A 13,801-nucleotide genomic window follows, 5' to 3' on the forward strand; every position below is an offset into this window, starting at 1 on the left:
GCAACCGCAGTGTGCGGGATCGGTTACCGTTCTTCTAGCGCATCCGTTCAGCCGACTTCCAGCCGGCTGAACGATCATCAGCAAGTCCATCCCCAACCGTCCGACCAGTTTTCAGTCAGTCAGGAGTGAGCCGTGGCCGACGAAGCGACGACACAGTGGCGCTCGGCCCTCGAGATCCTCGCCACCTCGGCCGAGCTCGGCCAGGGCAAGTTATCCATCATCCGCACGACCCACGCCGTCGATGTGGACGGCACGCTCGTGCTCATCGTCGGCTCCGGATTCGCTAAGGGTGTGGTTGACAATTCACGCGAGCTGATCAGCCAGGCACTGCACCGGGCCGCCGGCTACGAAGTCCCCTTCGAAGTGATCGTCGACACATCCTTGGAGTCGTCTGCGCCCGTGCTAGCCAACCGGGCCGATGTTCCAGCCATCAGCCTGGTCCGCCCCGTCGTCGAGCAGATCCCCGAGGCACCCATCCCGGCGGTGGCGGCAACCGCTCCGCCCGCCGGAACCACCCCCAGCCCCGGTTATATGGCCGGCCAGCCTTCCCCGACGGCGGAGCCCCCCAATGCCGATTCGGACCTGAACCCCAAGTACACCTTCGACACCTATGTCACCGGCTCGTCCAACCGGCTGCCGCACGCCTCCGCCATTGCGGTGGCCGAAGCACCCGCAAAGGCCTACAACCCGCTGTTCATCTATGGCGGCTCCGGGCTGGGTAAAACGCACCTGCTGCACGCCATCGGCCACTACGCCCGGCGTCTGTACCCCTCCATAAGGGTCAAGTACGTCTCCAGTGAGGAGTTCGTCTCCGACTTCATCGCCTCGGTGGCCGACGGCCGCATGGACGCCTTCAAGCGCCGCTACCGTGAGGTCGACATCCTCCTGGTCGATGACATCCAGTTCCTCCAGGGCAAGGAGCAGACGCTGGAAGAGTTCTTCCACACTTTCAACGCCCTGCACACCGCCAACAAGCAGGTGGTGCTCACCTCCGACCAACCGCCCAAGGCGCTGGGAGGCTTCGAGGAGAGGTTGCGCTCGCGCTTCGAGTGGGGTCTTCTGGCCGATGTCCAGCCCCCGGACTTCGAGACCCGCACCGCGATCCTGTCCCGCAAGGCCGGCGCGGAGGGATTGGACCTGCCCGCGGACGTGCTGGAATACATCGCCAGCCGGGTCACCACCAATATCCGCGAGCTCGAGGGCGCCCTCATCCGCGTGACCGCCTTCGCGTCTCTGACCAAGCAGCCGGTGGACCGCACCCTGGCCGAGTTGGTGCTCAAGGACATCATCACCGATCCGGCCAGCGAGGAGATCACCCCCGCCCTGATCATGGCGCAGACCGCGGACTACTTCGGCATCAGCATCGACGATCTGTGCTCGGCCAATCGGGCGCGCACCATCGTGCACGCCCGCCACATCGGCATGTACCTGTGTCGGGAGATGACCGACATGTCCCTGCCGCAGATCGGGCGTGAATTCGGCGGCCGGGACCACACCACGGTCATGAGCGCTGACAAGAAGATCCGCACGCAGATGGCCGAGCGGCGCGAAACCTACAACCACGTCGCCGAGCTGACCGCCCGCATCAAGCAGGCGGCCCAGTCCTCCGCTGGCTGACGCCTCCCTATGGCCTGGACGCCGCGGGGCGTCCAGGCCCGCAACTTGGGATCAGACTCAGTGCCGTACTGCACCTGGGACGCCCCCTGGCGTCCAGGCACGCAAGTTTGTGCCTAGGGGGCATGACGGGATGTGGACCGTGCTGCGGAGCGGCGGTGGAAACCACAGCCCCGATGTGTGGAATCTGAATCGCCACCTGGGGACGCGTCCGCGGGCGAACTACAACAATCCACCGGCACAGCCCGTGCTCCACGGAACTACGAGTCTGTAATTCCACAAGCGCCCGGAGCCAGGCGCCGCCATAAGCACCGGTTATCCCCAAGATCCACACCACCTACCACCCCTACCAGACTTGTCATTCACCGCTCGATCTGCTCGCCCGCACTTGGACACCGGCTCCCAGACGATCCCGCGATGCGCTACCGCAGCCCAAGCGTCTACACTCGGCCGCAAACCGACACCACGTACATGCCGGGAGCTCCCGGCCGCCGAGGAGGCACTTCATGAAGCTCAGGGTCGACCGCGACGTCCTCGCCGACGCCGTCACTTGGACCGCACGCTCGGTGCCGGCGCGCCCCCCGGTGCCCGTACTCGCCGGTGTCCGTCTAGAGGCGACCGCAGCCTCACTGATCCTGGCCTCCTTCGATTACGAGGTCTCCGCCCACTGTGAGGTTGCGGCCGATGTCGAGGAGGAGGGTGTGGTGCTGGTCTCCGGAAGGCTGCTGGCCGACATCGCCAAGGCCCTGCCCTCCAAGCCCGTTGATTTGGAGGTCGAGGGCACCAAGGTGACGGTCAGCTGCGGTGCCTCCCACTTCTCCCTGGCGGCCATGGCCGCCGATGACTATCCGGCCCTGCCGCAGATGCCGGGTGTAGCCGGCACCGTCGACGCTCATGACCTCGCCCAGGCCGTCTCCCAGGTATCTATCGCGGCCTCCCGCGACGAGACGCTGCCGCTGCTCACAAGCGTGCAGATCGACGTCAACGGCCCCAGCCTGACCCTGATGGCCACCGACCGCTACCGGCTGGCGGTGCGGGAGATGACCTGGCAGCCGCAGGACCCCGAACTGGCCACACAGGCACTGCTCAAGGCCCGCACCTTATCCGACGTCGCCAAGTCTCTGACCTCCTCCGGGGATGTGACGGTCGCCCTGACCGAAGCCGACTCGGCCGCCTCCAGCCTGATCGGTTTTGAGGCCGGCGGGCGTCGCACCACCAGTCTGCTGACCGACGGCGACTATCCGCCGGTGCTGCGCCTGTTCCCCGAAAGCACCACCATTCACGCCACCGTGGGCCGTGAGGAGCTCATGGCCGCCGTGCGGCGCGTCAGCCTGGTCGCGGACCGGGCCGCCCCCATCCACATGTCCTTCACCGCCGGGAATCTGGCCCTGGACGCCGGGCAGGGCGATGACGCGCAGGCCTCCGAGCAGCTGGTCGCCCACCTGGACGGGGAGGACATCGCCACGGCCTTCAACCCCGCCTACCTGCTGGACGGCCTGGGCGCCACCACCCAGCCGTATGTGCGCTTCGACTTCACCCACCCCTCCAAGCCCGCGGTGCTGACCGGCATGAGTGCCATCGACGGCGAGGAGGACACCTCTTTCCGCTACCTGATCATGCCGATCCGCTTCGGCGCCTGAGACGCCGCCGAATCCATGAGATACGGCGGCGGGCGACGTCCGCGTCACACCTGTCATGTATATCTCCGACCTTGCACTGGACGACTTCCGCTCCTTCCACGAACTCGTCCTTGCCCTTGAGCCCGGACCCACCGCATTCGTCGGGTCCAATGGGCAGGGCAAGACGAATCTGGTGGAGGCGGTCGCCTACCTGTCGACCCTGTCCAGCCACCGTGTGGGCACCGACGCGGCACTGGTGCGTTATGCCGCCTCCGGTGAACCACAGCCAGCCGGTGCCGTGATCCGCGCCAAGGTGGTCCACGGTCACCGCCCCAGCGTGTTGGAGTTGGAGCTCATCTCGGGGCGTGCCAATCGGGCGCGCCTGAACCGTAACTCCACGCGTCCGCGTGATCTGCTCGGGATTTTGCGCACTGTGGTCTTCGCGCCGGAGGATTTGGCGTTGGTGCGCGAGCAGCCGACCGTGCGTCGACGCTTCCTGGACGATCTGGCCGTGACCCTCAAGCCGTCGCTGGCGAGTCTGCGGGCCGAGCACGACAAGATCCTCGCCCAGCGTGCCAGCCTACTGAAGTCGGCTCGCGCCGCCCGCGCCTCCACCTCCTCCATGCTGTCTACTTTGGAGGTGTGGGATGCCCAACTGGCCGCGGCGGCCGCCCGCCTGATCGCCGCCCGCATCGACGTGGTGCAGCGGCTGCGCCCGTGGGTGGCTGAAAGCTATGGGCGTGTCAGCCAGGGCCGTTCGGCCGCCCGCATCGCCTACCGTTCCAGCCTGCTGGTGCATGAGGGTGCGGCAGAACCGGATCCCGCCGCCGAGGATGTTTTCATTGCCGCCGAGGAGTCGCTGCGCAATACCTCGGCTACGGCGGCCCGCCTGGAGGAGGCCATGGGCGCCCTGCATGCCCGTGAGATCGACCGGGGCGCCAACCTGGTGGGTGCCCACCGCGACGATCTGAGCCTGTTCCTGGATGCCCTGCCCGCCAAGGGTTTCGCCTCTCACGGCGAGCAGTGGTCCCTGGCGCTGGCGCTGCGGCTGGCCTCATACGAATTGCTGCGCCACGATGTGGACGCCTACGGGGGCGATGGCGAGCCCGTGCTCATCCTCGACGACGTCTTCGCCTCCCTGGATGAGGGCCGCCGCCGGGCCCTGGCGGGGATCGCCGCCGAGGCCCAGCAGGTGCTGCTCACGGCCGCGGTCGGTGAGGATCTTCCCTCCGCGCTTTCCGGGGCACGCTTCCACGTCACCAACACCGCCACCGGATCACAGGTGCGCCGTGACTGACTCGCTCCCCGACTCGGGCACCGGTCGTCCGCACGCATCCCCGGAGCCGTCCCCGCGAAGGTCGGCGGAGGCCGAGTCGGTCGACGCATTGGCGGCTCGGGCCTTGGCGCGGGAACGTTCCCGCGCCTGGGATGCTGGACAGACCCGCCGCGCCCTGAACCGGCAGGCGGCCGACGCCGATGGTGTAGCCGCCTGGGACCGGCGTCGTCGCGGCGGCACGGACACCGAGGGCGAAGGCATCAATGCCTCCGATATGGATCGCGGCCCCGGGCTGCCCCCGGGCCGTGACCGGCCCGGCCCCACCCGTTTCGATCCGCGCACCGGCAAGCAGGATCTGCGACGCTACGCCGAGCGGCACGGTTGGGCCTCCAAACTGGCAATGGCGTCGGTGTCCGTGCGCTGGCGGGAGATCGTCGGCGAGCAGATCGCCGAGCACGCCGTCATCGAGAGCTTCGAACCGGGCCGCCTGACGCTGCGGGCCTCTTCCACCGCCTGGGCCCAGCAACTGCGGCTGCTGCTGCCCGGCATTGAGCGGCAGGTCGAACAGGCTCTGGGTGAGGGCGCAGGCGCCGTCGAGATCCGCATCCTGGGTCCGGCCGGACCCTCCTGGCGCCATGGGCGCTTCGGCGCCGCCCGCGGTGGTCGGGGCCCCCGCGACACCTACGGGTGAAGGGCGCAGCCCGGATACCTATGGGAGCGTCGCTGCAGACGAGCCGATCACATTCGATCCTCGGGGGTGAGTGGCAGTAATTCGATGATCCGGTCGGCGCAGGCGGACAGCAGCTCGTCGTCGTGAGTCACCACCACGACGACCTTTCCGGCGTTGGCCAGTCGACGAATCGTCTTTGCCGTGGACTGTAGATGCCGGTAGTCCAGTCCGGAGGAGGGCTCGTCGAATACGTAGATCTCCTTATCGATCATCTGCGCGGCGGCCACGACGAGCCGCTGCTTCTGCCCTCCAGACAGGGACATGGGATGGCGCTCGGCGACGTCGGCCAGCCCGTGCTCCGCCAGGGTCGCTTCGACCGTCCCGTTGAGCGGGGAATCGGCAGATGCGCCCAGAGTCAACTCCTCGCGCACATCGGAGCCGAAGAGTTGGCGGTGTACATCCTGCATGACGATGTAACCGAGGCTGGTGCGCTCCCGTGCCCGCACCGGCTTGCCATCCAGGAGGATGGTTCCATGGGCGCGCCGCAGTCCTACCAGGATGCGGGTAAGGGTGGACTTGCCGGCCCCGTTGGGGCCTACGAGTGCCGTAACTCGGCCACGGGGCAGATGCAGGTGGGGAATGTCGAGTACTTGCCGGGAGCCGTAGGACAAGCGCAGGCCGTTCATGACGACGCCGTCCACCTTTGTGCCGGTGTTATCGGGCCGGTGCCCGGTGGCCCGGTCCGCCTCCGGAGCGTCCGCATGGCCGGTGGCCGGCGCATGGAGGATCTGGGCCGCAGGTGTGCGGGGAGGCCGGTGTAATGCGCGCAGTCCCAGCTTCTTGCGCTCGTCCTGGTCCAGGGACCACAGCTCGGCGGCCGGCATCTGTCGCACGATACGGCCGTGGTCGAGCATGACGGCCCGATCGATGACGCCGTTGAGATAGGCGAGGCGGTGTTCGGCGATCACCATCGTGGCACCGGCGGACCGCAGGTCCAGCAGGATACGGCGCAGGCGCTCCACCGAGGGTGCGGACAGGTTCGAGGTCGGCTCGTCGAACAGGTGCACCGTCGGTTGAGCCGCTATTGCGGCCGCACATGCGACCAGCTGCTTGTGACCACCCGACAGCCGGAACACATCGGCGTCCAGCAGTTCCTCGATTCCGGTACGCCGAGCCGCCTGTGCCACCCGGTGGCGGATCAGGTCCGGTGCAACACCGAAGTTCTCCGGGCCGAAGGCGATCTCATCGCGGACCTGCGGGGTGAAGAATTGGGTGCGGGGGTTTTGGAAGACGGTGGCCACCTTGCGGCCCGCGACTTGCAGCGAGGTGGTGGCGATGTTGAGGCCATCCACCTGCACGGAACCGGTGAGCCGGCCGGAGTGGAAGTGCGGAACCAGCCCGTTGATCATCCTCAGCAGGGTCGACTTGCCGCAGCCACTGGGCCCGCACAGCAGCACGCACTCGCCGACGTCGATGTGCATATCCACGTCGTTCAGTCCGGCGACCAGCGCTCCTGGAGCGTCCGAGACCTCGCCGTCCGAGGATCCGTAGGCGAAGGAGACCCGATCGACGTCAATCATCCGATAAGCCTCCCGATGAAGACACCCATTATCAGTACTGCCATGGCCAGGCCGAGTACGTCCCCCGCACCGAAGTCCAGCTGAACGATCGAGGTGCGTCGACGACTCCCGCCCAGGCCCCGCGTCAGGGCGGAGGCCGCCAACTCATCACCGATGCGTGTGGAGGAGACCAGCAGTGGCACCATGATGTGCTCAATGGCCTGGACCGGCTCGCGCAGGATCCCCCAACGCCCCGAGTGGAGCCGCCGCAGCCGGGCCGCTTGCACCACCGCGGTCATCTCTTCAGCCAGTGTTGGGAAGAACCGCAGCATCACCGACATGGGAATCACTAGCGCTTCGGGTGCGCGCAGACGACGCAGTGCCTCGATCAGCTCGGACGGCGTGGTGGTGCGCACGATGTACGCCCCGATGGCCACGGCGGGCAGATAGTTGCCGATGAAGAAACCTACCGCGCCCAACGTGTACCAGATGGCGCCTTCGAATACCTCGGAGGCGAGCAGCCGCACCACCCGGCATGCCACGAACAGGCCCGCCAGGCCGCCGAGCATGCGCCAGGCGCCGGCGGATGCGAGTAGGACCGCCACACAGACAAATGCCATCAGGGACGCCAGCAGATCCACCCGGGTCAGCGCCGCCACATTAATGACGCACACCAGCAGCAACTTGGTGCGCGGATCAAGTCGCAGCCGTCCGGTTGCGCGGGACCGAGCCAGTAGCTGCATCTCAAGCGATGCCGGCTCGGATGAAGTGCTTGCGCAGCATCTTCTGCCCCAGGAGACCGCCCAGGCAGGCACTGACGAAGATAACCGCCAGAATCGCCGCGAAGGGACCGGGCGAGAACACGGTCTCCCAGGCGGCGGCGTACGCATCACCCATCTGTTCCGCGATGTCGGCCAGGTAGGCGTCGCGCTGGTAGTACATCGGCACGATCGGCCCGATCACCCACAGCGTGAAGAATGCGTAGGCGAGTATCGCGGCCCGAGCGGAGCGGTAGTGGCCGCGGGCCAGGATCAGTTCCGCTATCCCGGAGAAGACTACGGCGGCCACCAGGGTGGTCCAGGCGTGACCGGTCAGCACCATGAGCAGGGCGGCGATGAGCCCTGTGAGCAGAACCATGCCGGGCTTGCGGATGCGAGTGATGTACAGGGAGAAGACGATGCCGTTGACAGCGGCGGAGACGATCATGCCGACGGCCTGGGCCACCGGTCCCAGCACGCCGACGAAGCCGAAGGCGAAACCGATCACGAAGTACAGGGCCGTGAAGACACCGACCGTGATCAGATCCCTGGGCGTCAGGGAGCGCGGCCTGGTTGAGGCGGCGAGGTCGGCATTTGGAGCAGATGCGGTGGTGGACATGGACGAACCTTCTAGGCTTAGTGGAGCCATACCTAATATGAATAAGAACATCATTATCATATACCGCGGCAGGGTGTCGTCCGCCGGCGAGGACTCCGCGCGCGGGTGACGTTGCCCACGCCAGCATCCGCGCCGTCGTGACCGACGATTAACCGATCCACGGTAGAATCGGCACGTAATAGCCCATGGTGCGTCCAGGGCCATGCGCAAGGTACCCACCTACACGCGCCGGATCCCATGCCCGGATGACGGCGCCTGAGTAACCGCATGGAATGCAGGCCCGGCGCACATGAAGAGGAGCAACTGACACGTGTCTGACCTGGATCAGCCTGTGACCGCCGGCGGTGACGCCGGTAATGCCGTCTCGGCCGCCGCGGAGGCGGGTGCGTCGGAGGAGTCTCGCGCCGAGCACGGCTACGACGCCGGAGACATCACCGTCCTGGAGGGCCTTGAGGCCGTGCGCAAGCGCCCCGGCATGTACATCGGCTCCACCGGTGAGCGGGGTCTGCACCACCTGGTATACGAGGTGGTCGATAACGCGGTGGATGAGGCACTGGCCGGCTACTGCGACCACATCGAGGTCACCATTCAGGCCGACGGCGGCCTGCGCGTGGTCGACAACGGCCGTGGCATCCCCGTGGACGAACACCCCACCGAGCACAAGCCCACCGTCGAAGTGGTCATGACCATCCTGCACGCCGGCGGCAAGTTCGGTGGCGGCGGATACGCCGTCTCCGGCGGCCTGCACGGAGTCGGCATCTCCGTGGTCAACGCCCTGTCCACCCGCGTGGACACCGAGGTGCGCCGTCAGGGCCACGTGTGGCGCATGAGCTTCGGTGACGGCGGCCGAGCACTGACCCCCCTGGTCAAGGGCGAGGAGACCGACACCACCGGCACCACCCAGACCTTCTACCCGGACCCGGCCATCTTCGAGACCGTTGACTTCGATTACGAGACCCTGCGCCGTCGCTTCCAGCAGATGGCCTTCCTGAACAAGGGCCTGCGCATCACCCTTACCGACGAGCGTGAGGGCGTGACCGACTCCGGGGATGAGATCACCGGCGACCAGCTCGGTCCGGCCGACGATCCGGTGGTGGGCCACCGGTCCGTCACCTACTGCTATGAGCACGGGCTGCGCGACTACGTGGCCTTCCTCAACCGCTCCAAGAAGGTGGAGCTGATCCACCCCGAGATCATCGACTTCGAGGCTGAGCAGGATCTCGGTGAGGGGCGCGCCATCAGCCTGGAGATCGCCATGCAGTGGACCGGGGCCTACTCCGAGTCCGTACACACCTACGCCAACACCATCAACACCACCGAGGGCGGCACCCACGAGGAGGGCTTCCGCACGGCGCTGACCACCCTGGTCAACAAGTACGGGCGCGAGAAGGGCCTGATCAAAGACAAGGACGATAACCTCACCGGTGACGACATCCGCGAGGGCCTGACCGCCGTCATCTCCGTCAAACTCACCGAGCCGCAGTTCGAGGGGCAGACCAAGACCAAGCTGGGCAACACCGAGGCCCGCACCTTCGTGCAGCAGACCGTCTACGCCCGACTCGGCGACTGGCTGGACTCCCACCCCACCGACGCCAAGGCGGTGCTGACCAAGGCCACCCAGGCCGCGGCCGCCCGCCTGGCCGCCCGCAAGGCGCGGGAGGCCACCCGCCGCAAGGGTGTGCTGGAATCCGCCTCCATGCCCGGCAAGCTGCGCGACTGCTCCTCCCGCAACGCCGAGGAGTGCGAGATCTTCATCGTCGAGGGCGACTCGGCCGGCGGCTCCGCCGTCGGCGGGCGCGACCCTGAGCACCAGGCGATTATGCCGATCCGCGGCAAGATCCTGAACGTGGAGAAGGCCCGCCTGGACCGGGCCCTGTCCTCGGACACCATCCGTTCCCTGATTACCGCCTTCGGCACCGGCATCGGTGAGGACTTCGACATCTCCAAACTGCGCTACGGCAAGATCGTCATCATGGCCGACGCCGACGTCGACGGCCAGCACATCGCCACCCTCCTGCTGACCCTGCTGTTCCGCTACATGCGGCCCCTGATCGAGCAGGGCCACACCTATATCGCCATGCCGCCCCTGTACCGCCTGAAGTGGGTGGGCGCCGAGCACGAGTTCGCCTACTCCGACGCCGAACGCGACCAGCTGCTGGCGGCCGGAACCGAGGCCGGGCGCCGCCTGCCCAAGGAGGGCGGTATTCAACGCTATAAGGGCCTGGGCGAGATGAACGACCACGAGCTGTGGGAGACCACCATGGACCCGGCCAACCGAATTCTCAAGCGGGTCACCCTGGATGAGGCCGCCGACGCCGACGAAACCTTCTCCATCCTCATGGGGGACGACGTCGAGCAGCGCCGCTCCTTCATCCAGCGCAACGCCGCCGATGTCCGCTTCCTGGACATCTAGGCGGCCCGCGGGCTCCCAACGACTGACAAATGCCGGGCCCGCCCCGGTGCCTGTCGGCTCGCCGTCGGCCCGCGCACCGCGCTACCACTGAACTTCAGTACCCCACCAGCAAAGGAATTCCGTGAGCGACGAGACCACCGAGCTGCCCGCCGTGGAGCCGACCGGTGACCGCATCCACCCGGTCGACCTCCAGATGGAGATGCAGCGCTCCTACCTCGACTACGCCATGAGCGTGATCGTCGGGCGTGCCCTGCCTGATGTGCGTGACGGGCTCAAGCCGGTTCACCGCCGCGTCCTGTACGCCATGTACGACGGCGGCTACCGCCCCAATGCCTCCTTCTCCAAGTCCTCCCGCGTGGTGGGCGAGGTCATGGGTAACTACCATCCCCACGGCGACGCCGCCATCTACGACGCACTCGCCCGCCTGGTGCAGTGGTGGTCGCTGCGCTACCCGCTGGTGGCCGGGCAGGGCAACTTCGGCACCCCCGGCAATCTGGGGCCGGCCGCCCCCCGCTACACCGAGTGCAAGATGGCGCCGCTGGCCATGGAGATGGTCCGCGACATCGACGAGGAAAGCGTCGACTTCCAGGACAACTACGACGGCCGCAACCAGGAACCCGTCATCCTGCCGGCACGTTTCCCCAATCTGCTCGTCAACGGCTCGGAGGGCATCGCGGTGGGCATGGCCACCCGCATCCCGCCGCACAACCTGCGCGAGGTGGCCACCGGCGTCCAGTGGTTCCTGGATCACCCCGAGGCCTCCCGGGAGGAGCTGTTGGAGGCACTGATCCAGCGCATCCCCGGACCGGACTTCCCCACCGGCGCCACCATTCTGGGGCGGCGCGGTATTGAGGACGCCTACCGTACCGGCCGCGGCTCCATCACCCAGCGGGCGGTGGTCAACGTCGAGGAGATCCAGGGCCGCCAGTGCCTGGTGGTCACCGAGCTGCCCTACCAGGTCAACCCCGACAACCTGGCCGACAAGATCGCCCAGCTGGTGCGCGACGGGCAGGTCACCGGCATCGCCGACATCCGCGATGAGACCTCCGGCCGCACCGGTCAACGCCTGGTGATCGTGCTCAAGCGCGATGCGGTGGCCAAAGTGGTGCTGAACAACCTGTACAAGCGCACCCAGCTGCAGGACAACTTCCCCGCCAACATGCTGGCCCTGGTGGACGGCGTGCCACGCACCCTGTCCCTGGACGGCTTTGTACGCCACTGGGTGGGCCACCAGATCGACGTGATTGTGCGCCGCTCCAAGTTCCGGCTGCGCAAGGCCGAGGAGCGGCTGCACATCCTGGAGGGCCTGCTCAAGGCGATCGACGCCCTGGACGCCGTGATCGCCCTGATCCGTCGTTCGCCCACCACCGATGAGGCCCGCATCGGGCTGATGGAGTTGCTCGGCGTCGACGAGGCCCAGGCCGAGGCCATCCTCTCCCTGCAGCTGCGCCGCCTGGCGGCCCTGGAGCGGCTCAAGATCCAGCAGGAGTCCGATGAACTGACCGCCCGCGTGGCCGACCTGAAGGACATCATCGCCGATCCCGCCCGCCAGCGCGCCATCGTCTCGGAGGAGCTGGCGGAAATCGTCGACAAGTACGGTGACGAGCGCCGCACCAGGATCCTGCCCTTTGACGGGGAGATGAGTGCCGAGGACCTGATCCCCGAGGAGGAGGTGGTGGTCACCATTACCCGCTCCGGTTACGCCAAGCGCACCCGCACGGATGCCTACCGCTCCCAGCACCGCGGCGGCAAGGGCGTGCGCGGAGCGGCCCTGCGCGACGACGACGTCGTCGACCACTTCTTCGTCACCTCCACCCACAACTGGCTGCTGTTCTTCACCAACCTCGGCCGGGTCTACCGGGCCAAGGCCTACGAGCTGCCGGAGGGTGGCCGCGACGCCAAGGGGCAGCACGTGGCGAACCTCCTGGCCTTCCAGCCGGGTGAGCAGATCGCCCAGGTGATGGAGCTGGGCGACTACCAGCAGGCCGACTACCTGGTGCTAGCCACTCGCCGCGGCCTGGTGAAGAAGACCCGCCTGACCGAGTACGACTCCAACCGCTCCGCCGGGCTGATCGCCATAAACCTGCGTGAGGACGCCGAGGGCAACCCCGATGAACTGGTCTCCGCAGCCCTGTTGTCCGACGGGCAGGACCTGCTGCTGGTCTCCCGGCACGGGCAGGCGCTGCGCTTCACCGCCGATGACGCCACCCTGCGTCCCACCGGCCGCGCCACCAGCGGCGTGACCGGCATGCGCTTCCGCACCGGCGACGCCCTGCTGGCCATGGATGTGGTGGATTCCGCCTGGGAGGACGCCGACCTGTTCGTCGTCACCGAGGGCGGCTACGCCAAGCGCACCCTGGCCACCGACTACCCGGTCAAGGGCCGCGGCGGCCTGGGCGTGAAGGTCGCCGACCTGGTGGAGGAGCGCGGCGACCTTGTCGGCGCCCTGACCACCGCCCCCAATGATGAAGTGATGTGCATCATGGCCTCCGGCAAGGTGGTGCGCAGCGCCGTCGCCGAGGTCTCCCGCACCGGCCGCAATACCCGCGGCGTCACCTTCGCCAAACCCGATGCGGGCGACCGGATCATCGCCGTCGCCCGCAACCCCGAACAGGAGCTCGCGGAGCAGGTCGGCCAGTCCGATTCCGCCCCATCGGCAGATGCCGCCCATTTTGCAGCCGAGGAAGCCGAGGCGGATCACTTCGGAATGGACGCTGCGGGCGGGGGCACTGACGCGGTATCGTCTGAGGACGACGAGAGTGAGGTCCAGGCATGAGCCAGCCGGAGTCCTTCCCGCCCGCCACGGGCGGGCAGACCCTGTCCCCCGCGGGCGCGCCCGTGTCGGCTGCGTCCGGGGGCCAGCAGAGCCCCAAGCAGCCCGAGAAGACGGCCAAGACCATCGCCGGCCCCCGCCGGGTGAGGTTGGCGCTGACCCGCATCGACCCCTGGTCGGTGATGAAGGCCTCCTTCCTGCTGAGTGTGGCCGCGGGCATCATGCTGGTGGTGGCTGCCGCCTTTGTGTGGTTCATGTTGGACGCCATGCACGTGTTCTCCACGATCCAGGACCTGGTGGGCACCGTGATGGACTCCAACAACAACGCCTACTCGGCGCTGATCGAGTACATGAAGTTCTCCCGCGCCATCTCCATGGCCACCGTGATCGCAGTGGTAAACATCATCCTGGCGACGGCGCTGGCTACCATTGGCGCGTTCCTGTACAACATCACGGCGGCGCTGGTCGGTGGGGTTCATCTCACACTCGCGGACGAGTGA

Annotated in this window: 10 protein-coding genes; 7 read left to right on the forward strand and 3 right to left on the reverse strand. The window is 67.3% G+C overall.

Features of this window, described 5'->3' with window-relative positions; genetic code table 11:
- Nucleotides 1-132: 132 nt before the first annotated feature.
- From dnaA to CWT10_RS17150, 4 genes are all read left to right on the forward strand, one after another.
- Entirely contained in the window at nt 133-1,617 is a 1,485-nt protein-coding gene (gene dnaA, locus CWT10_RS00005) for a chromosomal replication initiator protein DnaA (protein ID WP_103063226.1), read from the forward strand.
- Between the two features lie 503 nt (nt 1,618-2,120).
- Entirely contained in the window at nt 2,121-3,254 is a 1,134-nt protein-coding gene (gene dnaN / locus CWT10_RS00010; RefSeq protein WP_103063227.1) for a DNA polymerase III subunit beta, read from the forward strand.
- 55 nt (nt 3,255-3,309) lie between these two features.
- A complete protein-coding gene (recF, locus tag CWT10_RS00015; RefSeq protein ID WP_103063228.1) occupies nt 3,310-4,530 on the forward strand; it encodes a DNA replication/repair protein RecF in 1,221 nt (406 codons plus the stop codon).
- Nucleotides 4,523-5,200 (forward strand): DciA family protein, encoded by a 678-nt coding sequence (locus CWT10_RS17150; protein WP_244936759.1) that lies wholly within the window; start codon nt 4,523-4,525, stop codon nt 5,198-5,200. The genes recF and CWT10_RS17150 overlap by 8 nt, the downstream gene beginning before the upstream one ends.
- Before the next feature lie 47 nt (nt 5,201-5,247).
- Here the strand turns inward: CWT10_RS17150 and CWT10_RS00025 are convergent, their stop codons facing one another.
- From CWT10_RS00025 to CWT10_RS00035, 3 genes are read right to left on the reverse strand one after another with little or no spacing between them, the layout of a single operon-like run.
- Nucleotides 5,248-6,759 carry an ABC transporter ATP-binding protein gene (locus CWT10_RS00025; protein ID WP_103063229.1) on the reverse strand — a complete coding sequence of 504 codons (1,512 nt, stop codon included), beginning with the start codon at nt 6,757-6,759 and terminating at the stop codon, nt 5,248-5,250.
- Entirely contained in the window at nt 6,756-7,481 is a 726-nt protein-coding gene (locus tag CWT10_RS00030; RefSeq protein ID WP_103063230.1) for an energy-coupling factor transporter transmembrane component T family protein, read from the reverse strand. The genes CWT10_RS00025 and CWT10_RS00030 overlap by 4 nt, the downstream gene beginning before the upstream one ends.
- 1 nt (nt 7,482) lies before the next feature.
- Nucleotides 7,483-8,115, reverse strand: coding sequence for an MptD family putative ECF transporter S component (locus CWT10_RS00035; RefSeq protein ID WP_103063231.1), 633 nt, complete (start codon nt 8,113-8,115; stop codon nt 7,483-7,485).
- Between the two features lie 310 nt (nt 8,116-8,425).
- Here CWT10_RS00035 and gyrB point away from each other — a divergent pair, with 310 nt between their 5' ends.
- The 3 genes from gyrB to CWT10_RS00050 all read left to right on the forward strand — a co-directional run bounded on the left by gyrB (nt 8,426) and on the right by CWT10_RS00050 (nt 13,801).
- Nucleotides 8,426-10,528: a DNA topoisomerase (ATP-hydrolyzing) subunit B gene (gyrB, locus tag CWT10_RS00040; protein ID WP_269843778.1), complete on the forward strand. Its 2,103-nt coding sequence runs from the start codon at nt 8,426-8,428 to the stop codon at nt 10,526-10,528.
- 121 nt (nt 10,529-10,649) lie between these two features.
- On the forward strand, nt 10,650-13,304 hold the full coding sequence (gene gyrA, locus CWT10_RS00045; RefSeq protein ID WP_103063232.1) for a DNA gyrase subunit A: 2,655 nt from the start codon (nt 10,650-10,652) through the stop codon (nt 13,302-13,304).
- A complete protein-coding gene (locus CWT10_RS00050; protein ID WP_103063233.1) occupies nt 13,301-13,801 on the forward strand; it encodes a DUF3566 domain-containing protein in 501 nt (166 codons plus the stop codon). The genes gyrA and CWT10_RS00050 overlap by 4 nt, the downstream gene beginning before the upstream one ends.

Source organism: Actinomyces qiguomingii, from assembly GCF_004102025.1.
GTDB lineage: Bacteria > Actinomycetota > Actinomycetes > Actinomycetales > Actinomycetaceae > Actinomyces > Actinomyces qiguomingii.

Coding starts and splice junctions, on each gene's coding strand:
- CWT10_RS00035 (WP_103063231.1), bottom strand. CDS start 8,115: ATGTCCACCACCGCATCTGCTCCAAATGCCGACCTCGCCGCCTCAACC.
- dnaN (WP_103063227.1), top strand. CDS start 2,121: ATGAAGCTCAGGGTCGACCGCGACGTCCTCGCCGACGCCGTCACTTGG.
- CWT10_RS00050 (WP_103063233.1), top strand. CDS start 13,301: ATGAGCCAGCCGGAGTCCTTCCCGCCCGCCACGGGCGGGCAGACCCTG.
- CWT10_RS00030 (WP_103063230.1), bottom strand. CDS start 7,481: ATGCAGCTACTGGCTCGGTCCCGCGCAACCGGACGGCTGCGACTTGAT.
- recF (WP_103063228.1), top strand. CDS start 3,310: ATGTATATCTCCGACCTTGCACTGGACGACTTCCGCTCCTTCCACGAA.
- CWT10_RS00025 (WP_103063229.1), bottom strand. CDS start 6,759: ATGATTGACGTCGATCGGGTCTCCTTCGCCTACGGATCCTCGGACGGC.